Annotated in this window: 19 protein-coding genes and 2 pseudogenes; 8 read left to right on the forward strand and 13 right to left on the reverse strand. The window is 69.4% G+C overall.

Annotation, left to right across the window (positions count from 1 at the left end; all coding sequences use genetic code 11):
• Positions 1 to 89 precede the first annotated feature (89 nt).
• The gene (locus tag ACZ7L9_RS14330) at positions 90 to 860 is read left to right on the forward strand and encodes a class I SAM-dependent methyltransferase (RefSeq protein WP_471415340.1); all 771 of its coding nucleotides are present in this window, start codon (positions 90 to 92) and stop codon (positions 858 to 860) included.
• A gap of 67 nt (positions 861 to 927) precedes the next feature.
• On the opposite strand, the gene ACZ7L9_RS14335 is transcribed toward ACZ7L9_RS14330, so the two are convergent.
• The 6 genes and pseudogenes from ACZ7L9_RS14335 to ACZ7L9_RS14360 form a co-directional block, all read right to left on the reverse strand.
• Positions 928 to 1,590, reverse strand: coding sequence for a hypothetical protein (locus tag ACZ7L9_RS14335; RefSeq protein ID WP_471415342.1), 663 nt, complete (start codon positions 1,588 to 1,590; stop codon positions 928 to 930).
• A 149-nt stretch (positions 1,591 to 1,739) separates the two neighbouring features.
• Positions 1,740 to 1,958, reverse strand: a pseudogene (locus ACZ7L9_RS14340) (cysteine hydrolase); the annotation flags it as partial.
• A 164-nt stretch (positions 1,959 to 2,122) separates the two neighbouring features.
• Positions 2,123 to 2,257 carry a hypothetical protein gene (locus ACZ7L9_RS14345; protein WP_471415344.1) on the reverse strand — a complete coding sequence of 45 codons (135 nt, stop codon included), beginning with the start codon at positions 2,255 to 2,257 and terminating at the stop codon, positions 2,123 to 2,125.
• A gap of 5 nt (positions 2,258 to 2,262) precedes the next feature.
• Complete coding sequence (locus ACZ7L9_RS14350) at positions 2,263 to 3,027, reverse strand: ABC transporter permease (protein ID WP_471415345.1); 765 nt, start codon at positions 3,025 to 3,027, stop codon at positions 2,263 to 2,265.
• Positions 3,024 to 3,980, reverse strand: a complete 957-nt coding sequence (locus ACZ7L9_RS14355; protein WP_471415347.1) for an ATP-binding cassette domain-containing protein — start codon at positions 3,978 to 3,980, stop codon at positions 3,024 to 3,026. Before ACZ7L9_RS14355 ends, ACZ7L9_RS14350 begins: the two co-directional genes overlap by 4 nt.
• Positions 3,981 to 4,007: 27 nt before the next feature.
• Entirely contained in the window at positions 4,008 to 4,679 is a 672-nt protein-coding gene (locus ACZ7L9_RS14360; RefSeq protein ID WP_471415349.1) for a DUF4097 family beta strand repeat-containing protein, read from the reverse strand.
• 239 nt (positions 4,680 to 4,918) lie between these two features.
• Here ACZ7L9_RS14360 and ACZ7L9_RS14365 point away from each other — a divergent pair, with 239 nt between their 5' ends.
• Positions 4,919 to 5,674, forward strand: a complete 756-nt coding sequence (locus ACZ7L9_RS14365; RefSeq protein WP_471415350.1) for a helix-turn-helix domain-containing protein — start codon at positions 4,919 to 4,921, stop codon at positions 5,672 to 5,674.
• A gap of 210 nt (positions 5,675 to 5,884) precedes the next feature.
• Here ACZ7L9_RS14365 and ACZ7L9_RS14370 read toward each other — a convergent pair whose 3' ends face one another.
• Positions 5,885 to 6,304, reverse strand: a complete 420-nt coding sequence (locus tag ACZ7L9_RS14370) for a hypothetical protein (protein WP_471415352.1) — start codon at positions 6,302 to 6,304, stop codon at positions 5,885 to 5,887.
• Between the two features lie 129 nt (positions 6,305 to 6,433).
• Here ACZ7L9_RS14370 and ACZ7L9_RS14375 point away from each other — a divergent pair, with 129 nt between their 5' ends.
• The 3 genes and pseudogenes from ACZ7L9_RS14375 to ACZ7L9_RS14385 form a co-directional block, all read left to right on the forward strand.
• Positions 6,434 to 7,198 (forward strand): helix-turn-helix domain-containing protein, encoded by a 765-nt coding sequence (locus ACZ7L9_RS14375; protein ID WP_471415353.1) that lies wholly within the window; start codon positions 6,434 to 6,436, stop codon positions 7,196 to 7,198.
• Positions 7,195 to 7,374 (forward strand): DUF397 domain-containing protein, encoded by a 180-nt coding sequence (locus ACZ7L9_RS14380; protein WP_471415355.1) that lies wholly within the window; start codon positions 7,195 to 7,197, stop codon positions 7,372 to 7,374. Before ACZ7L9_RS14375 ends, ACZ7L9_RS14380 begins: the two co-directional genes overlap by 4 nt.
• Before the next feature lie 7 nt (positions 7,375 to 7,381).
• Positions 7,382 to 7,655 (forward strand): annotated as a pseudogene (locus tag ACZ7L9_RS14385) (transposase); the annotation flags it as partial.
• A gap of 38 nt (positions 7,656 to 7,693) precedes the next feature.
• Here ACZ7L9_RS14385 and ACZ7L9_RS14390 read toward each other — a convergent pair.
• From ACZ7L9_RS14390 to ACZ7L9_RS14415, 6 genes are all read right to left on the reverse strand, one after another.
• The gene (locus tag ACZ7L9_RS14390; RefSeq protein WP_471415356.1) at positions 7,694 to 8,098 is read right to left on the reverse strand and encodes a nuclear transport factor 2 family protein; all 405 of its coding nucleotides are present in this window, start codon (positions 8,096 to 8,098) and stop codon (positions 7,694 to 7,696) included.
• Between the two features lie 315 nt (positions 8,099 to 8,413).
• Positions 8,414 to 9,814 (reverse strand): isopeptide-forming domain-containing fimbrial protein, encoded by a 1,401-nt coding sequence (locus ACZ7L9_RS14395; protein WP_471415358.1) that lies wholly within the window; start codon positions 9,812 to 9,814, stop codon positions 8,414 to 8,416.
• Positions 9,815 to 10,231: 417 nt separating this feature from the next.
• Complete coding sequence (locus ACZ7L9_RS14400) at positions 10,232 to 11,095, reverse strand: ABC transporter permease (protein ID WP_471415360.1); 864 nt, start codon at positions 11,093 to 11,095, stop codon at positions 10,232 to 10,234.
• Positions 11,055 to 11,933, reverse strand: coding sequence for an ABC transporter ATP-binding protein (locus ACZ7L9_RS14405; protein ID WP_471415361.1), 879 nt, complete (start codon positions 11,931 to 11,933; stop codon positions 11,055 to 11,057). Before ACZ7L9_RS14405 ends, ACZ7L9_RS14400 begins: the two co-directional genes overlap by 41 nt.
• Complete coding sequence (locus ACZ7L9_RS14410) at positions 11,930 to 12,394, reverse strand: MarR family winged helix-turn-helix transcriptional regulator (protein ID WP_471415363.1); 465 nt, start codon at positions 12,392 to 12,394, stop codon at positions 11,930 to 11,932. The genes ACZ7L9_RS14405 and ACZ7L9_RS14410 overlap by 4 nt, the downstream gene beginning before the upstream one ends.
• A 142-nt stretch (positions 12,395 to 12,536) precedes the next feature.
• Complete coding sequence (locus ACZ7L9_RS14415; protein ID WP_471415365.1) at positions 12,537 to 13,055, reverse strand: hypothetical protein; 519 nt, start codon at positions 13,053 to 13,055, stop codon at positions 12,537 to 12,539.
• Positions 13,056 to 13,411: 356 nt separating this feature from the next.
• Here ACZ7L9_RS14415 and ACZ7L9_RS14420 point away from each other — a divergent pair, with 356 nt between their 5' ends.
• The 3 genes from ACZ7L9_RS14420 to ACZ7L9_RS14430 all read left to right on the forward strand — a co-directional run bounded on the left by ACZ7L9_RS14420 (position 13,412) and on the right by ACZ7L9_RS14430 (position 19,079).
• Entirely contained in the window at positions 13,412 to 15,553 is a 2,142-nt protein-coding gene (locus ACZ7L9_RS14420; protein WP_471415367.1) for a zinc ribbon domain-containing protein, read from the forward strand.
• 61 nt (positions 15,554 to 15,614) lie between these two features.
• Complete coding sequence (pip, locus tag ACZ7L9_RS14425; RefSeq protein ID WP_471415369.1) at positions 15,615 to 16,592, forward strand: prolyl aminopeptidase; 978 nt, start codon at positions 15,615 to 15,617, stop codon at positions 16,590 to 16,592.
• Positions 16,593 to 16,790: 198 nt separating this feature from the next.
• Positions 16,791 to 19,079 (forward strand): peptidoglycan recognition protein family protein, encoded by a 2,289-nt coding sequence (locus tag ACZ7L9_RS14430; protein WP_471415371.1) that lies wholly within the window; start codon positions 16,791 to 16,793, stop codon positions 19,077 to 19,079.
• Positions 19,080 to 19,185: the final 106 nt, after the last annotated feature.

Raw genomic sequence — 19,185 nt, forward strand, 5'->3', positions numbered from 1 at the left:
GCCTCCCGCGACCGCCGTCGGCGGGTGCGGAACTGTGCTCCGGAGCCGAGCGAATCTACGATTTCCCCCTCCGGGAAAGGGGGGTCCGCGTGGACCGCGACATACGCACGGTGGACGACGTACTCAGGCTTCTGGACGGCCTGTTCACACGGGAGGCGGACCGCTGGACGGCCGACGGGGCCCCCTGGTGGGACAGCTTCTACGCGGACCGGACGAAGCCGGTTCCGTTCTTCGTGGCGAAGCCCGACGAGAGTCTCGCCTCGTACGTGGACCGCGGCCTGATCACCCCGGGCCGCGCGCTTGACCTGGGCTGCGGCCCGGGCCGCAACGCCCTCCACCTCGCTTCCCTGGGTTTCGAGGTCGACGCGGTGGACCTGTCCCCGGCGGCCATCTCCTGGGCCGAGGACCGCGCGCGGGAGGCGGGGGCCGACGTACGGTTCCACTGCGGCGACGCGTTCGCCCTCGCGGGGGTGGAGCTGACCGGTCCGTACGACCTGATCTACGACTCCGGCTGCTTCCACCACCTGCCGCCGCACCGTCGCATCAGCTACCTCGGCCTCCTCGACAACGTCCTCGCCCCCGGCGGCCACTTCGCCCTCTCCTGCTTCGCGGCCGGCGAGAGGGGCATGGGCTCCGAACTCCCCGACGCCTCCTTCTACGAAACCGGAGGCCTCCACGGCGGCCTGGCCTACACACCGGAGTCGTTGCGCCGGATCTTCGCCGGCCTGACGGAGATCGAACTGCGCCGCATGCACGACGAACCGTCCGAGTCCCCGCACTTCGGCGAGCCGTTCCTCTGGACGGCTCTGTTCCGCAATGCCGGTGCCGGCGAGGACCGTGCCCCGGACCCGACGTCGTAAGACGACACGAAGGCACCGCACGGCCGGTGAAGCGCGGGCCTCACCGGCCGTGGCATGGCTCGGGCCGTCAGGCCTTGGTGGTGCAGATCGTGTTGTACGGCCTGCCCGGGCTCGGGAACAGCTCCAGGGGGTGGTCCGTCCCGGACGGACATTCCTCGGCAGTCTTCGTCAGGTCGAGCACCTTGCTCACACCGCTGCCCCCGCTGCCGCAGGGAACTTCCTTGGCCTCGTCGTCCACACAGTCGCCCTTCACCAGCTGGCCGCCGCCCGCGCCCGCGTCACCGGGGTGGTCGCCGGAGAGGTTGCGGCCGCAGATGGTCTTGCTGGGGATGCCGGCGCTCGCGTCGCCGGTGCCGATGGCGACCTTCACCGAGATGATCGCGTCCGTCCCGGCCGGGCACTGGATGGAATCGGCGAAGAGGGCACCGTCCTTGATGACGAGAGCCTTGATCGTCGCCTTGGAGTCGTCGCAGTCCATGGCCCGGTAGCCGTCCTTCGACTCGCTGTGGTCGGGCCCGGCACAATCGCCGACCTTCCAGTCCTTGGCCTCGTGACTCCCGCTGTCGGACGACTGGCTGCAGGCGGTGGCGGCGCCCAGGACAAGTGCGAGGGCGAGCACAGCCTTTGAGCAGTCCAGGAGAGCCGTACGAGAACCGCGCCGCGTCGGGGAAACAGTACCGCCGCTGCTTCGACTGCCGCTCCGGGATCGCGTGCTGCCGTCAACGCTCATGCTTCTCCTCGAGTCCGTGAATGTGGGGGTGGCCCGCATGGGGGCGCGCGTGAGGACGACAGGACGGAGCCCCGCGGTTCCCGGAACGAGCCGCCCATCTCACGAGCGGCGCGCGACCAACTCCCGCTTCCCCTACAGGTTTTGACGCTTCAGCATCGCCCGGGCGGGGCCGCGAACGCGACGTCCGCGGCGTGCGCAACGACCTCCGGCTCGCTGCCGACAGCCCATTCGGCGACCCGGGAGACCACGGCAGCCGGGACCGCGTCGCTGATCCCCGGTGCGGCAAGGATGTCGTGCGTCGCGTGGGCGTCGTGCGGCATGACGACCCGGTACCCCAGGGTCAGGGCAGTGCGGATTTTGATCGACACCCCGTTTACCAGGAGCTTCATCCCTTCTCCAACCCCACCTCCAGCACCAACTGATCGACGTGCCAGCCAGGTTGGGAACGGCTCATTGAGTGCACAAGGTGCACTGCTGGTTGCGGGGGCCGAGTTCCGCAGCGCGATGTGGCCGAGCTTCAGCCGCCGGCCGGCTACCGATCACCGAGCGGATCAGCGGCCGGGATGATGTCCTCCTTGCACACGTACGGGGCGGCGTACGCCGACGGGGTGTCGGTGTGCGCCGCCCTCGGGTGGGACGAGTTGCGGGAGGTGGCCCGCGCTGCCATGGCGGTTACTTCGGGTCGCGGTTGAACTTCGAGGTCGACCAGTAGTAGCCGAGCACCGCGAGGCCCAGGCACCAGGCGAGGGCGAGCCAGCCGTTGTTGCCGATTTCGGTGCCGAGGAGGAGGCCGCGCAGGGTTTCGATGGCGGGGGTGAAGGGCTGGTACTGGGCGATCGGCTGGAACCAGCCGGGCATGGAGTCGACCGGGACGAAGGCGCTGGAGATGAGGGGGAGGAAGATCAGTGGCATGGCGTTGTTGCTGGCTGCTTCGGCGTTGGGGCTGATCAGGCCCATGCCGACCGCGATCCAGGTGAGCGCCAGGGCGAACAGCGTGAGCAGTCCGAATGCTGCGATCCACTCCAGGGCGGTGGCGTCGACGGAGCGGAAGCCGATGGCGCCGACGAGGACGACGCTGATGATCGACTGCAGCACGCTGCCGATGACGTGTCCGATGAGTACGGAGCCGCGGTGGATGGCCATGGTGCGGAAGCGGGCGATGATGCCTTCGTTCATGTCGGTGGAGACGGATACGGCGGTGCCGATTGTGGTGGAGCCGATGGTCATCAGCAGGATGCCGGGGACGATGTAGGCGATGTAGGCGGAGCGGCCTGCGCCTCCGCTCATGGTGTTTCCGAAGATGTAGACGAAGAGCAGCAGGAGCATGACGGGGGTGAGCAGGAGGTTCAGGGTGAGGGAGGGGTAGCGGCGGGCGTGCAGGAGGTTGCGGCGCAGCATTGTGGAGGAGTCGCGTACGGCGAGGGAGAGGGAGCTCATCGGACGGTCTCCTTGGGCTGGGTGGGGAGGGTGGTGTTGCTGGTGAGGGCGAAGAAGACGTCGTCGAGGTCGGGGGTGTGGACGGTGAGTTCGTCGGCTTCGATGCCGGTGGTGTCGAGCCGGTCGAGGATGGAGCGCAGTTCGCGCTGGCTGCCGTCGCTGGGGATCTGCAGGGACAGTGCTTCGTCGTCGCGGGTGACCTCGTGCAGGGCGGAGGCGGCGCTCCGATAGGCGGTCGGGTCGGTGAAGCGGAGCCGGACGTGTCCGCCAGGGATGAGTCGCTTGAGTTCTTCTGCGGTGCCCTGGGCGGCGATCTTGCCGTTGTTGAGGACGGCGATGCGGTCGGCGAGTTCGTCGGCTTCTTCCAGGTATTGGGTGGTGAGGAAGACGGTGACCCCGTCGGAGACGAGCTCGCGGATGATCTGCCACATGCTGTGGCGGGAGCGCGGGTCGAGGCCGGTGGTCGGCTCGTCGAGGAAGATGATCCGCGGGTTGCCGACCAGGGTCATGGCGATGTCCAGGCGGCGCTTCATGCCGCCGGAGTAGGTGGAGGCGGGCTTCTTCGCGGCCTCGGTGAGGTCGAAGCGCTCCAGCAGTTCGGCGGTGACCTGCCGTCCCTCGCGCTTGGAGAGGTGGTGCAGGTCGGCCATGAGGAGCATGTTCTCCTCGCCGGTGATCAAGCCGTCGACGGCGGAGAACTGTCCGGTGACGCCGATCGCGGCGCGCACGGCCTGCGGGTCGGTGGCGAGGTCGTGGCCGCCGACGTGAATCCGGCCGGCGTCGGCGGTGACGAGGGTGGAGAGGATCTTCACGGCGGTGGTCTTGCCGGCGCCGTTCGGGCCGAGCAGGGAGAAGATCGATCCTTCCGGGACGGCCAGGTCGATGCCGTCGAGGACGACCTTGTCGCCGTAGGACTTGCGCAGCCCGTTCGCCGCGATGGCCAGGTTCGTCATGATGGGTGCTCCTCGGAGGCTTCGGGGTCAGAGGCTGCGGGCGGTGACGTCGCCGTAGGAGGTGGTCGCGTGGATGTTCAGTCCTGCGGCGGCACCGTCGGAGTTCTGGAGCGTGTTCTGGATCCGGCCGTAGGCCGTGCCGGCGTCCAGAGTGGCGGAGACTCCGCGGGCGGCACCGACCGAGATTTCGCCGTGCTCGGTGCGCAGCGTGACCGTGCCGTGCACGGCCTCGGCGATGTGGAGGTCGCCCTTCTGGGTGCTGATCTCCGCGGGGCCGCCCAGGCGGCCGACCGAGACGTCGCCGGCTTGGAGGGTGAGGCGGGCGCTTTCGGTCTCGTCGAGCTTGACCGAGCCCTGCGCGGCCTCGAAGGCGACGTCGCCGAGCCGTCCGACGCCCCGGAACTCTGCGCTGGCCGCCTTCGCCTCGATGCGGGAGCCGACGGGCAGCTGGATGGTCACCTCGATGGATCCGGAGCTGCCGAGGATCCGGTTCTTCGCCTCCGGGGCCTCGATCCGCAGGACACCGTCGCCGTATGCGACCTCGATCTCCTTCGCCGCCTTGACGTCGCGGCTTTTGGAGGCGTTCGCGGGCAGGACCTCGACCGTGGTGTCGGCCCGGTCGGCGGCGATGAACCGGATGCGTCCTGCGGGGATGTCGAGGATGGCGGAGACCGGGGCGGGGGTGCCGAACTTCTGCATCGTGTGCTCCTTCTGTATCGCGCGCCCTGCGGCCCGCTGTTTCCGATGATGGAAACGCTATGTTGCGTTCGCGGTTCCAGCAACAGGTTCGTTGCGTACAATTGACATCATCGCAGGTAGGAGCATTGAAATCGTTGCAGTGACTTGGAGTCTAATGCAACAGCGTTGCCCTATTCCGTTGCAATGAATTGGAAGCTAACGCTATGCTGGAGACACCACGGACCACGAAGGAGACCGCGATGCCCGGAGGCAGACTCACTCAGCAGGAGCGCCAGGAGATCGCACTGGGACTGGCCGACGGGCTCGCCTACGCGGAGATCGCCAGACGCCTCGACCGCCCGACCTCGACGATCACGCGCGAGGTCATGCGCAACGGCGGCCCCACCGCCTACCGTGCCGACCTCGCCCACCGAGCCACCGAACACCGCGCCCACCGCCGCCGGCAGGCCGCACCCCGGAACCCCAAGACGGCCCCGGAGGCCCACGGACGCGACGCCGAGGCCGTCCGCGAGTACGAGGAGGTGTTCACCACCGTCCTCATGGGATCGGGCATGCCCAAGATGATGTCCCGGGTGATGGCCTGCCTCACCCTCACCGACTCCGGCAGCCTCACCTCGTCCGAACTCGTCGAGCGCCTCCAGGTCAGCCCGCCGTCCATCTCCAAAGCGATCGCGTTCCTCGAGAGCCAAGGCTTCGTCCGCCGGGAACGCGACGAACGCCGCCGCGAGCGCTACATCGTCGACGACGACATCTGGTACCAGTCGATCATGGCCAGCGCCCGGTCCACCGCCCAGATCGTCGAGACCGCACGGCAGGGCGTCGGCGTCCTCGGCCCCGGCACCGCCGCCGCTGCCCGCCTCGAGAACGTCGCCCGCTTCCTCGACTTCGTCTCCGAAAGCATCGCCCGCGCCGCGGATCAGGCCCGCGACGTCCTCTACACGAAACCCGAAACGACCTCGGAGGGCACTGCCAAACCAAGTTCGGACTGCGGATAGACAGCCGTCTGAGAGCGGCTTCCGCACCGGCCTGATCATCGGCTACGGCGTCGCCCTGGTCGCCGCGGCGATCGCCCTCGTCATCCCGGCGGTGCGCCGCAGTGCGTCCGACACCGCGGAGGACGATGCGGCCCCCGCCCCCGCCGTCGCGCACCGCGGCGAGGTCTACCGCAGCCTGTAACTCACGCTCCGGGTCCCTGGATCACGTCCTCACCCCTCCCTGACCGCCACCTCCCGTACCAGTTCGTGCAGCAGGCCGCCATCCACGAACGGTGCCTCGGCCGTAGGCAGTGAGCGCCAGTCCAGCGGCCAGGTCAGCCCGTTCAACGCCGGCACCCCGACGAACGCCGCTTTCTGCCCGTAGCACCCCATCACCTGCGCCCCCGACGGCCACCGGTGTGCGCGGGCGCTCTGCGGCGGCAGCAGGAAGTACATGCTGCGCTCCCCGATCCCCGACCGCACGATCGGGCCCGCCTGGAAGTTGGTGAACTGCATGATCTCGTAGGCCACTTGCTCGCCACGTACGCCGGAAATCCGTACCGCGTCGAAGTGAATGCCGACGTGACGCAGGGCATGTCCGGATGCGGGAATCCACGAGGGCACCGGACTGAGTGAACTTTCTCGTTCCATGCGGAAAGCGTTGCGGCCAACACCTAGTGTGACCAGGGACACAGGGCTTCTGTGCACTGTTGTGTTCGCAGGGGAGAGATTGTGCACTCCAGTGGTCGTGGCAGCAGCAACGCCGAAATGTTCGGCAGAATGCTGCGTTTCTTCCGTGAACGGGCCGGGCTCTCGCAGGAGGCGCTCGGCTTGAAGATCGGCTATTCCAAGTCGCAGGTGGCGATGGTCGAGCGGGGGCAACGGCCTCCCAAGGACGAATTCATCGCGGAGGCGGACTGCGCGTTGGGTGCACAAGGTGCACTGAAGGCCGCAGGCGAGGAGGTGACGTTCGGCTATCTGGCGTCCTGGTTCGAGCCGTTCGCCGAGGAAGAGATCACCGCATCCGCCAGGCACGAGTACGAGACTCACGTCGTGCCCGGGATGTTGCAGACCGAGGGCTACGCCCGCACCGTATTGGGCAGCGGCTACCCGCCCGTCGACGACGACAAGGTCGAGGGTCGAGTCGCGGCCCGATTGGCACGCCAGAGGCTCCTGTCCCGAAAGCCCGTGCCGGACATCGGCTTTGTCCTGGAGCTCGCCGCTCTCACCCGCCCCATCGGGGGGCGTCGGGTGCACAAGGAGCAGCTCGACCACATCCTGGAGGTCGGGGAGCTACGACATGTGCAGATGCAGGTGATGTCGCCACATCGGCAGACTCATGCCGGTCTCAGTGGTCCGTTCGTTCTGCTGGAGACCAAGGAACGGCGCCAGCTCGCCTACGTCGAAGTGCAGGACCACAACTTCCTCATCAGCGAACAACCGGCGCTGGGAGACCTGTTCGGGAAGTATGGCATTCTGCGAGCGCAGGCCCTCAGCCCCGAAGAGTCCAGAGACGTGATCGAACAGGTGGCGAAAGACCTATGAACACCGGCCTCAATTGGTTCAAGAGCAGCTACAGCGGCGAAAACAGCGGCAACTGCGTTGAGGTCGCCGCCTGCCCCGACCTCGTCCACGTCCGTGACTCCAAGGACCTGACCGTCCCCGCCCTGGCCCTCTCCCCCGCCGCCTGGGCCGACTTCCTCCCGTACGCCGCGCAGTAAGAACTCCTACGACCACGACAAGCACCGCCGGCTGGTTCGGGACCTCGGCGTGAAACCGCTGACAGCCCGGCGCGGCACCGAGCACGGTTCCGGACTCGGCACCCAACGCTGGGTCGTGGAGCGCACGTTCGCCCGCCTGCACTGGGTTCCGCCGCCTGCGGATCCGCCGAGAGGTCCGCGGCGACGTCCATGAAGCCTTCCTCCCCCTCGCGTGCGCGCTCATCTGCTGGAGACGCTTGAAATCGCTCGCGATTGGAGTTCTTGGAACCTCAACAAAGTGACAGGCTGGCCGGCCGGCTGACACGAACGGGGCCAAGAATCAGGCTCCAGCGATGGTTCGGCCAGGCATCGGCTCCGCGAGCGCGGCCCGCCAGGCCGACGCGCCGAAGGGGTCGGCGAAGTACTGCGTCTCGTGCACCACGTGCTGCTCAGCGAATTCCATGATGCTCACCGAGTACGAAGGCACACCATCGTAGGTGATCACGCATTCACTCACCCACAGATTCCCATGGCCGGTGATCCGCTGGACGGTGAAGTGTCGGTCGGCCGGGTGCCCGCCGCGTTGCGCCGAAATCGCCGCTCGGCCCCGGAACCGCTCACCTGACTGCGGGTAGTCCAGGATCGCGTCCGTGGCGTAGATGGCGTGCTCGGCTTCGGTGTTCCCTCGTTCCGAGGCCCGCCAATGCTCCTCGATCGCGGCCCTGGTCCGGGAGTCAGCATCCATGACACCGCCCTTCCGCAGCGGTGACAGCCTAGGCACTCCGGGCCACAGCCAGCACGGGGCCCGGCGGACGCGGGCTGCCAAGTCCTCCCTTTGGCCGGATCAGAGGGCGGCAGCCGTCCACCGTGGCAACGGCATCGAGCGACCGCCACTCAGCTCACCGCATCTTCGATCCGTTCTGTTAGGAGTTCTGAGCCGGGGCGAGGCCGCCGTCGCGTTGCAGCACGCTCCTGGGGACGCGGAGGCCGTGCCCCCGGCCACGTCCCTCCGGTGGGCCGGGGTGGTTGAGTGGTAGTCCTCGCGGCGACTGGCTGGGGGCTACTTCTGGCCGGCGCAGGGGTCGCAGCAGGAGGGGGCCTGTTCGACGCAGACGCTGACGGTATCGGTGTTGTTGGTGGTGTCGGGGTCCTTTTCGCTGCCGGTGGCGGTGGCGGTGTTGCTGATCAGGCCGGTCTTGGTGGCCTTGGCCCGCAGCACGAGGGTGGCTGTGGCACCGTCGGCCAGGTCGCCCACGGCCCACTGGCCGGTGGCCGGGTCGTAGCTTCCGGGGCCGTCGGCGGACAGGAAGGTGAGGCCGTCGGGGAGTTGGTCGGTGACGGTGACGCCGGTGGCGTCGTTCGGTCCGGCGTTGTGGACGGTGATGCGATAGGTCACCGTCTGGCCGACGGTGACGGTGGTCGCGTCGGCTGCCTTCGTCGCGATCAGGTCGGCAGCCGGTTTGACCTGTGTGACCTGCTCGTTGGAGCTGGAGGTCAAGGGCTCCGGCTTGTCGCCGAGCCGGTTCTCGTAGGAGGCGGTGGCGGTGTTGCTGATCTGCTTGCCGCCGCTGGCCCGGTCGATGGTGGCCCGGTACTCCACCGTGGTGCCCGCCGGCACGGTTCCAGTGTCGAGCAGGCTGCCCCCGTTCGAGGCGGTGGCGCCGTTGCCGAGGTGGAAGACGACCTTGTTCGTCTGGGCGTCGTAGTACGCCTGGTCGTCACCTTGGGCGTCGCTCTTGGCTCCGGCGTTCGGGCCGTCGACGATGCGCAGGGAGCCCGGCAGATACGTTGTGCCCTGCGGGATGAGGTCGGTCAGGATGAGGTTTTCGGCTGCGCCGCCGCCCTCGTTCTTGGCGGTGACGCGGTAGGTGACGACGTCACCCACATCCAGCGGCCCCGCGGGGATCGCGGTCTTGTCGAGCACCACGTAGGGAGCGGTGCCGAAGAAGACGCCGTCCAGGAAGTTGCCGACGCTCTGGTTGCCGCCGGCGGCAGAGACGGAACGGAAGGCGAAGCGTGTCAGTGTCTGGCCTGCCGGGACCGTGTAAGTGCCTGTGTAGTAACCCCAGGCGGTGTTGCCGTCGGTGAAGCGCCTTTGCTGCACTGTGGAGCCCGGCGCGCCGATGTCCAACGCCATGGTGTCGTCGCCCAGGCGGCCGCGGTGATACAGCCGCCAGTACAGCTTCGTACCGGGCGTGGTGGGCAGGTCCTGGTAGAGCGTGGAGACCTGGTACGCGTTGAGCTCGGCGAACTGTGCGCCGTCGGCTGCCGGCACACCGTTGTAGCCTGAATGCCACAGCTCGATCATGTGGTCGGTGGCGGTGGTGAGCCAGCCCGGGACCCGCTTGGGCGCCTGCGTCTGCGAGGCGTCCGGCAGGATCTCCACACTGGTGACGGCGGGCTGTTCGAAGCTGCCGTTGACCAGGGCGACCCGGAGCGGCGCGGCAGGAGGTGTGGCCATGGGATTTTCCCCTTGTGTCGGCACTGCTGGAATGCACCGCCGACAGGCCGCACCTTTGCGCGTCACGGCGGAGCTGAACGCCCAATAGCGCAGCGCGTTATTGCGGTTGCGTACAGTGATGCATGGATGTCTTTGGCCAATGCCGCGCGGCAGGTTTGCGAGACCCGGACTCGAGCAACCGCCGCTGCGCCGTCATCCATGCCTCGCCGGTGCACCACTCCCACCACACGCGCTTCTGGATCCTCCCCAACCCACCTCCCGTATGGCCGAAAGACTCCGTGGCATTTGCTGTGGTCACTCTCATTCCGGGTGAATCAGCCACCAGCGAAGTTGACTCGTACCGACGCTGCTGACGATCTGGTTCGACCGGCCGCGCACGCTGTGAACCATCAGCACCAAGGCGGCCCCCGAGTACCTTCAGCGCGCGAGGCGGCCCAGCAGCGAACCTGCGGCGCCGATGCCGACCAGTGCCGCGAAGGCGAGGACCCCGAGGTCGAGGCCGAGGTGTGCCTGGGTGCCGATGAGCAGTCCGCGCAAGGCGTCGACCTCGTAGCTCAGCGGGTTCACCCTGCTGACGGCCTGGAGCCAGCCGGGCATCAGGGCGACCGGGTAGAGCGCGTTGGACGCGAAGAACAGCGGCATCGTGATGGCCTGGCCGATGCCCATCAAACGGTCGCGGGTCAGCACGATCCCGGCTATCGACATCGACAGGCAGGAGAAGAACGCCGAGGCGAGGACGACCACCACGACCACGCCGAGCAGCCGCAGCGGGTTCCACGTCATGCCGACACCGATCAGAGCGGCGATCACGATGACGACCGCCGCCTGGATCGTGGCCTTCACCCCGGCGGCGAAGGCCTTGCCGGTAACCAGGGCGGTCCGGGGCGTCGGCGTGACCATGAGTTTGGTGAGAACGCCCGAGTCCCGCTCCCAGATGATCATGATGCCGTAGAAGATCGCGATGAACATGGCGGACTGGGCGATGATGCCGGGCGCCAGGAAGTCGAGATACGGGACACCGCCGGTCGGGATGGCGTGGATACGGGAGAACGTCACGCCGAAGATCAGCAGCCAGAGCGCGGGCTGGACGGCGCGGGTGTAGATCTCGGTGCGGTCGTGGCGCAGCTTCTGCATCTCGACGACGCACATCGCGACCACTCTCGCCGGCACGACGCGCCAGCCGGTACGGGGCGGGGGCGGGTTCAGCAGCAGCGCGAACCGCTGATCCACCGGGCCGGGCTCAGCCGAGGCGGGATGCGGTGCGACGGGTACGGCGGACATCTTGGAACGCTCCTTTTCCTTCGGCCGAACCGGAGTCGGAACCCGAGCGGGGGTCGTTCAGTCCGCTTCCGGAGTGGTACCGGAAGACGTCTTCCAGGGACGGCGGTGGAAGGCCCGTCTCGCCCGATTTCCGGCGGTGGGCGACGAGTTCGCTCTTGAGCTGGGCGGGGGTGCCGGACGCGCGGAGTCTGCCGAGGTGCATCAGCGCGAGCCGGTCGCAGCGCTGGTCGGCCTCGTCCATGGAGTGGGTGGTGACCAGCACGGTCATGCCGGTGCCGACCCGTATCTCGGTGATGCGGTCCCAGACGCTGTCCCGTGCGATCGGGTCCAGGCCGATGGTCGGCTCGTCCAGGATCATCAGCCGGGGCGCGCTGACCAGGGCCTGCGCGAGTTCGAGGCGGCGGACCATGCCACCGGAGTACGTGCCGACGAGCCGGTGCGCGACATCGCCGAGGCCGACCGCGTCCAGCGCCTGGGAGACCCGTGCGGCGCGCTGGCGGCGGGGTACGTCGAAGACTCGGGCGAAGAGCTGGACGTTCTCCCGGCCGGTGAGGCTCGCGTCGGCCGACAGCTGCTGCGGTACGTAGCCGAGCAGGCGCCGTACCGCCATCTTGTGCCGGGCCGCGTCATGGCCGAACACCTCGATGACGCCGGGTGGCACGGGCAGGAGTGTGGTGATCGCGCGCATGGTGGTGGTCTTGCCCGCACCGTTGGGCCCCAGCAGACCGAACACCTCCCCCTGGCCGACCAGCAGGTCCAGGCCGTCGACGGCCTTCGCGTCACCGAAGCTGTAGCTCAGACCGGTGCAGCTGAGGGCGGTTGCGGTTGGGGTGGTCACGCGATCTCATCCCCTTCGCGCAGGGAGGCGGCGAATCTGTGCAGAGCCGGGAGTGCGGCGGCGAGTGCCGCCCGGTCGGCCGCGTCGAGCCCGGCCAGGTGTTCGCGGAAGAGAGCCTCGCGACGGGCGTGCCAGTCGCGCAGCTTCCCGATGCCCGCGGGGGTCGGGTACAGCAGCGCGGCCCGCCCGTCCCGGGGGTCCTTCTCCCGTCGCAGCAGCCCTTCGGCGACGAGGTGGTTGACCAGGGTGCTGACGGTGTTGGGTGCCAGACAGAGGCGGTGTGCGGCCGCCGAGACCCGGATGCCGGGCCCGTCGGCCACCAGCCGCAGCAGTTCGGCGTGCGCCCCGCGCAGCCGGGGCGCCGGCAGGCCGCTCCAGAGCCTTCGCCGGGCGAGCCTCTGGATGCGGGGCAGAAGTCCGGCGAGTTCATCAGGGAGATCACCCGCCGCCACGCCGCCCATTTTAGCTCCGTATGCGAGCTAATGTCCCGATATCTTGTCCGTACGGAGTCGCCTTGTCCGCACGCAGATGCCATGCCGCTGCGCGAACAGGCCGCCGCGGTCAGTGGTCAGTGGTCAGTGGTCAGTGGTCAGTGGTCAGTGGTCAACGCTCGGCGAACCGCTCCCCGCACCGGCTGCAGAACACCGGCTCCGGGTCCTGCGAGAGCCGGCCGCACGCGGGGCAGACCCGGTCCAGCATGCAGGGCGCCTCGCCGCCCTCGTACGCGGCCGAAGGCGCGACCAGAGGCGTGGCCCGGGCCGCGACCGGGGACTTGATGGTCAGGCCGGGGCGGCGGCGGTGGACGGTCACGTAGGCCAGACCGTCCGGTCCCGCGGCCAGGGCCCGGCGGGAGGTGCGGGGCAGCCAGACGACGGTGGTCGGCGTCAGGTCCAGCTCGCCGCCGCCGGCGACGACCCGGCCGCTGCCCGCGACGACGACGAGGAGGACGTCCAGGACGTCCTCCTGATGCTCACCGACCTCGACGCCCGGCGGGAGGCGCACCAGATTGGCATCCAACTCCCGGCCCTGTTCGGCCAGTTGCCACAGCGCACCGCGGGCGTCGTGGGCGGCGGCGGTCAGCAGGTCGTCGAGTACGGCCAGTACCCGGGGTGCGGAATTCACAGCAAACAGGTCCTCAGCTCAGCTCAACTTTGGGGCTCTGGCTTACGCAGGCTGGTTGATGCTACTTCGCGTTATCGGGACGGTTTCTTGGACTCTGCCACCCGTTTCCACGTGTCCGGTAATGGTTTCCTCTGCTTTGTGAGTGGGCGTGCTCCTCATTCTCGGTGACGTGGGATGTCGACGATCGCGGATTCCTGCGCGTTGCGGTGCCCTCGGGCCGCGCGGGGGCCCGGGCGGATCGACGGGGCAAGGCGAGGCCGTGTCCTTGTGTGATGGTCAGTCGTTAGGTCGATCGGAGTACCGGGGGCGGCCGCTCCTGGGGACTGACCAGGATCGTGCGGGGAAGGGGGGTGCGGGTGCGCAGGTTGATGGCGACGGCCTCGTGTACCGCCTTCCGTGGTGTTCTCGAGGGCAGTGGTGAGCGGGTCGGGCAGCCCCTGTTGTGGGAACGGGTGGGGTTTCTGGCCCGGTTGAGCCAGGAGCTGACCGGTGCGTTGGTGGCTTTCCGGTGGGACGAGGACTCGCTGGACGTGCTGGCTTCCGGGGTGGATGAGCGGGGTGAGGACCTGCCGTCCAAGGGGTGGATGGCGATGCGCCGCCTGGGCTGGCCGCAGGCTGTCACGCCTCTCACCGGGGTGTATATGTCGGACCGGGTGCGGCGAGGTGCCGAGGAGTACGCAGCCCGGACGCTGCGCCTGGCCCTGCACCGGCGCACCATCGTGACCGCGGTCCTGGCGACATGGCCCGCTGACCCTCGTCGCCGTACCGAGGCGGAGTGGGCGGCGCTACGGGCCACGCTGCCCGCCTCGGTGAGCGGTGCCGAGATCCGCAACCGCACCCGCCAGATCCGTGCCTACGTGGCCGAGCACGGGCGCCTGCCCGCCGGGCTGTGCGCCCTGGAGGGACCCCCGCAGGTCGGTGAGTTGGTGCTGCTTGCCGCGATGGACCGCCAGCAGGTCACCCTGGTGAGGGTGGACGAGAGCACCGCCCGACTGCGGGTCAAACTCCCCATGCGGGCGGCCCCCGCCTCGGGTCGCGACTGGGCCTGGCACGTGATCGACATCCGCCTCCCGGGCACCGTCACACCGGACGGGGTGCTTCACACCCCCACCCTGCGCCCCACCCGGGCCGGGAGGATCGCGGTGGATCTGCCGCACTCCCGGCCGGTTCCCGCCACCAAGGCGACCGGGCATCGGGTGGGAATCGGCTTCGACTGGGGCGTCAACACCCTGCTCACCGGCACGCTGGGCCGCCTTACCGGCAAAGGGCAGGCTCAACGCGTACTCACCGACGGCCGTCCGCTGATCTTCGACGCCACCACCATCAGCGCGACCCTGCACCGGCTGCGCGATGTGCGTGAACACCTCGCGGCCAAACGCGACCACTACCAGGCGCTGGCCGACGGGCTCGGCTCCCCGCACCTTCGCTGGGGTGAGCACCTTGCGCGGGCAAAGGTTCTGGAGGCGGAACATGTAAAGGTGTGCGCCCGCATCCGGCACTTGAACGCGGCGCTGGCCCAGGCGGCGGCCCGCTGGGCCGTCGACCAGGCGCTCAGCCTTGGCGCGAGCGTCATCTACCTCGAAGACCTGGCCACCCTGGAGGCGCGTGGCCAACGACGTGGCAATGCCCGCCTGTCGGGGCAGGTGCGCGGCACGGTGGCCGAGGCGATGCGGCACCTGGCCGCGAAGGCGGGCATAGCGGTGGTCACCGTTCCGGCCCGGGGCACATCCAAGCTGTGCCCCGGCTGCCTGGCCACCTTGACCCACCACCCCGCCCCCGATCGGCTGGCCGAACGGGGCTGGAAGTGGGCGCACTGCACCGGGTGCGGGCTGTCCATGGACCGCGACCATGCCGCCGCCCGCCGGATCGTCTCCCGCGGCCTGCTCGCCCAAACCCACACCGCCACCGACCGCACCACCCACACCCGCACCATCCGCACCACTGTGGACGGCACCGTCACCCTGGTCCGCCGCCCGAAGAAGACCACCCGCCGACTACGCCGACAACGCCAAGCGGAGACGGCCCCGCCCCGACCGCGCGGAACCAACACCACACCGGGCAAGCGCCACCCCACCCCCACCAGCCCCCGTGGGCGTCGCGTTCCGCGCCCTGCCGCAACCCCGGGCCCAGGCCCGAGCCCGAAGACTTCCCGCCGTATGCCCGAAGCGCGTACGGCCCCCGCCACCACCCCCACCGGGATGGTTCAGCGTCCGGCGGGGCATGACACCACGACACCAGCCCCCACAGGGCCTGTGCCAGGTCATGGAGTACCCGCCCACGCCCAGCCGGAAGAAGACCTTCCACCCTCCGGACGCAGGCGGCTCTCGCGCAGAACCTGTCGACGACGCACCCGCGCCGCCGAGCGGACCGGCTTCCACCACCTGCACGCCACCGCAGTCCACCCCCTCACCCCGAGGATCGGACCCCACGAAGGCGACCGCACACGGCCACGCCGCGCCCGAAAAGCCCGGAAACCACAGGCACACACAGAGTTCTAGAGACGCTACGCCCGCCCTATGCTCACCCCTTTGCCGGCCGAGCCGAGGGAGCCACCGCGCCATGGACCGCGAGCCCGACGAGATGTACCCGCCGATCGAACCGTACGAGCAGGGCATGCTCGATGTCGGCGAAGGCAACCTCGTGTACTGGGAGGTGTGCGGCAACCCGGACGGCAAACCCGCACTCGTCGTGCACGGCGGCCCGGGGTCGGGCTGCAACGAGCGGACCCGGCAGTACTTCGACCCGGACCGCTACCGCGTCGTCCTCTTCGACCAGCGGGGCTGCGGCCGCTCCACCCCGCACGCGAGCGACCTCGCCGCCGACATGCGGTACAACACGACCGACCGGCTGATCGCCGACATGGAGCGGCTGCGCGTCCGGCTCGGGATCGACACCTGGCTGCTGTTCGGCGGGTCCTGGGGTTCGACACTGATCCTCGCGTACGCCGAGCAGCACCCGGAGCGGGTCTCCGAGATCGTGATCCCGGCCGTCACGACGACCCGGCGCTCCGAGATCGACTGGCTGTACCGGGGCGCGGGCCGGATCTTCCCGGAGGCCTGGGACCTGTTCCGGGCCGGGGTGCCGGAGGCCGAGGGGAATGCGACGCCGGACGTCCTCGCCGCGTACGCCCGGCGCATGGAGAGCGCCGACACCGGGGTGCGGGAGAAGGCGACGGCCGACTGGTGCGCCTGGGAGGACGCGGTGCTCTCCCAGGAGACGTACACCGGACCGCCGCCGTACAGCGGGCGCCCCGGCCGGGCGCGGCAGGCGCTGGTGCGGATCTGCTCGCACTACTTCTCCCACGGCGCCTGGCTGGAGGAGGGACAGCTGATCCGGGACGCGGGGCGGCTGGCGGGGATTCCGGGCGTGCTGGTGCACGGGCGGTTCGACCTGGGCGGGCCGCTGATCACCGCGTGGGAGCTCGCGAAGGCATGGCCGGACGCGGAACTGACCGTGCTCGACGGTGCGGGACATCTGGGCGGTCCGGCGACGAGCCGGGCGGTGCTGGCGGCGCTGGACGGGTTTGCCCGGTGGTGAACGGAAGCGGAATTCGCGGCGCCCGGGGGTAACAGAGGCGGGGGCAGGGGTTCGTTTGTCGCAGTGGCATGGCAAGCTGTGTCCTCGCTGTACGCGCGAGAGCACTCGTACCCCCCACTGGTCTCGGCATGAGCCAGTGCTGTCGCCGGACGCAGCGCCTGACGAATCCGCCGTCCGACACCACCCGTGGGGTACGACTTGAGATCGAAACGAAGAATCTGGGTCACGGCCGCCGTGGCCACCTCCGCCCTGGCGGGCGTCCTGGTCTTCGAGGGGGTGACGGGCAACTCCTCCGTGGACTCGGACGCCAAGTCCGGCCCGGCCAAGACCGATGTGCACGAGACCGCGCTGAAGGTCGGTGGTGACGGCACGTCCGCCGCCCTCGGCAAGCGGGACACCGCACCGTTCAGCATGCTGGGCATCACCTGGACCGACCCGGCGGCCAAGGTCACCGGAGCCGTGGAGGTGCGCACCCGGTCCGCCGCCAACGGGAACTGGACGTCCTGGATACCGCTCGAAACCGACGTCGACGGGCGTACGGAAACCGGCCGGTCCGGCGTACGCGGCAGCACCGAGCCGCGCTGGGTCGGCCCGTCCAACGGTGTCGAGGTACGGATCAACGCGGGTGGCAAGGTCTCCTCGAAGCTGCCCGCGGGGCTGCGCCTCGACACCGTGGACCCGGGCCGCAGCGACACCCTGAACGCGGACCCGGCCGCGTTCGCCGCCGACCTCCCCGCTGCGGACGACCCCTCGGCCACGCCCTCCGCCGACGCGACGGACTCCGCCACCCCCGAGCCGCCCGCGCCCAGCGACAGCACGGAACCGCCCGCCGAGGTCACGCCGTCCGAACCGGCGTCGCCCACCCCGTCCGCCCCGGCCACGGCGGAGCCCACTCCCCCGGCGAGCCAGAGCCCTTCGCCGACCGCGAGTCCGTCCCCGACCGAGACCCTGCCGCCCGCGCCGCCGTCGACCGTGCCCAAGCCGCCCATCACCTCGCGCGCGGGCTGGGGCGCCGACGAATCGATCAGCCCGGAGGCGCCGGAGTACACGGACACCGTCAAGGCGGTCTTCGTCCACCACACCGCCGGGACCAACAACTACTCGTGCGCCGACTCCGCGGCCGTCGTGCGCAGCGTGTACGCGTACCACGTCAAGAGCAACGGCTGGAAGGACATCGGCTACAACTTCCTGGTCGACAAGTGCGGGACGGTCTTCGAGGGCCGTAAGGGCGGGGTGGATCGGCCGGTCTTCGGCGCGCACACCTACGGCTTCAACCGGCAGACGGCCGGCATCTCGGTCCTCGGCACGTACACGGACACGACCGCCCCGAGCGCGGTGACCACCTCGGTGGCCCGGATCGCCGCGTGGAAGCTCGGCCAGTACAAGGGCGACCCGGCGGGCAGCACCACGCTCACCGCGGGCGCCACCGGCAGCAACCTCGCCGGCACCAAGTTCACCGCCGGTACGCAGTACTCCTTCAAGCAGATCTCCGGCCACCGCGACGGCTTCGCGACCGAGTGCCCCGGTACCAAGCTGTACGGGCAGCTGCCCGCGATCCGCAGCCTCGCCGCGGGCCCCGTCACCGGGCTGGCCATCAAGTCGGTGACCGGCGCCGGGCTCTCGGGCACGAAGTACTACACCAAGTCCGCGGTCACCGTGGGCTGGTCGGCGAGCACCCCGAGCGCGTTCATCTCCAAGTACGAGCTGCTGGTCGACGGCAAGGTCGTCGCGACCACCGCGGGCACCGCCACCTCCGCCAAGGCCACGCTGGCCGTCGGCAGCCACCAGGTCCAGGTCCGCGCCACCCACCAGTCGGGCAAGGTCGCCTCGTCCGCCGCGGCCACCGTGGTCGCCGACCAGACGGCGCCCGCCTTCACGACCAAGCCGAACCTGGTCCTGCGCACCGGCACGGTGAACACCACGGCCGTCCCCGTCACCCTGGCGTGGAAGGCCACCGACGCCGCTGCGCTCAAGGAGGTCAGGCTCACGGCCCCCCTGGCCAAGACCTACGGCCCGACGACCACCAGCGCCTCGCACACCGCGAAGTCGGGTGTGGCGACCAGCTGGGCCATGACCGCGTACGACCAGGCAGGCAACACCGCCACCGCATCGGTCTCCGGCACGCCGGTCATCGTCCAGGAGAGCTCGGCGACGAAGACCGGCACCTGGACGACGAAGTCCTCGACCAGCTACCTCGGTGGCAAGTCGTACTCCAGCTCGTCGAAGAGCGCGAGCCTGAGCTGGACGTTCACCGGCCGCTCGGTCGCCCTGGTGGCCTCGCGGGCTGCCACCTCCGGCCAGGTGTACGTCTATGTGGACGGCGTGAAGGTGTCCACGGCGGACCTGAAGTCCAGCACCACCAAGTACCGCGACGCGCTGTGGACGAAGAGCTGGTCCGCGAGCGCCAAGCACACCGTCAAGATCGTCGTCGTGGCCACCTCCGGCCGGCCGACGGTCACCACCGACGGCATCGTCTACCTGAAGTGAAGTAGCCGCCTCCGCGAGGCATTCGCGTGACGCCCTGCCCCCGGCAAGCACTCCGCCGGGGGCAGGGCGCGTTCCGGGTCGCTCTTGCTTCGAGCGGACTCGAAGG

The sequence above is a fragment of the Streptomyces sp. NPDC111516 genome (assembly GCF_055635345.1).

Excerpts from the sequence above, each read along its gene's own strand:
- ACZ7L9_RS14335 (WP_471415342.1), bottom strand. The coding sequence starts at position 1,590 with ATGAGCGTTGACGGCAGCACGCGATCCCGGAGCGGCAGTCGAAGCAGC.
- ACZ7L9_RS14345 (WP_471415344.1), bottom strand. The coding sequence starts at position 2,257 with ATGGCAGCGCGGGCCACCTCCCGCAACTCGTCCCACCCGAGGGCGGCG.
- ACZ7L9_RS14350 (WP_471415345.1), bottom strand. The coding sequence starts at position 3,027 with ATGAGCTCCCTCTCCCTCGCCGTACGCGACTCCTCCACAATGCTGCGC.
- ACZ7L9_RS14355 (WP_471415347.1), bottom strand. The coding sequence starts at position 3,980 with ATGACGAACCTGGCCATCGCGGCGAACGGGCTGCGCAAGTCCTACGGC.
- ACZ7L9_RS14360 (WP_471415349.1), bottom strand. The coding sequence starts at position 4,679 with ATGCAGAAGTTCGGCACCCCCGCCCCGGTCTCCGCCATCCTCGACATC.
- ACZ7L9_RS14365 (WP_471415350.1), top strand. The coding sequence starts at position 4,919 with ATGCCCGGAGGCAGACTCACTCAGCAGGAGCGCCAGGAGATCGCACTG.
- ACZ7L9_RS14370 (WP_471415352.1), bottom strand. The coding sequence starts at position 6,304 with ATGGAACGAGAAAGTTCACTCAGTCCGGTGCCCTCGTGGATTCCCGCA.
- ACZ7L9_RS14375 (WP_471415353.1), top strand. The coding sequence starts at position 6,434 with ATGCTGCGTTTCTTCCGTGAACGGGCCGGGCTCTCGCAGGAGGCGCTC.
- ACZ7L9_RS14380 (WP_471415355.1), top strand. The coding sequence starts at position 7,195 with ATGAACACCGGCCTCAATTGGTTCAAGAGCAGCTACAGCGGCGAAAAC.
- ACZ7L9_RS14390 (WP_471415356.1), bottom strand. The coding sequence starts at position 8,098 with ATGGATGCTGACTCCCGGACCAGGGCCGCGATCGAGGAGCATTGGCGG.
- ACZ7L9_RS14395 (WP_471415358.1), bottom strand. The coding sequence starts at position 9,814 with ATGGCCACACCTCCTGCCGCGCCGCTCCGGGTCGCCCTGGTCAACGGC.
- ACZ7L9_RS14400 (WP_471415360.1), bottom strand. The coding sequence starts at position 11,095 with ATGTCCGCCGTACCCGTCGCACCGCATCCCGCCTCGGCTGAGCCCGGC.
- ACZ7L9_RS14410 (WP_471415363.1), bottom strand. The coding sequence starts at position 12,394 with ATGGGCGGCGTGGCGGCGGGTGATCTCCCTGATGAACTCGCCGGACTT.
- pip (WP_471415369.1), top strand. The coding sequence starts at position 15,615 with ATGGACCGCGAGCCCGACGAGATGTACCCGCCGATCGAACCGTACGAG.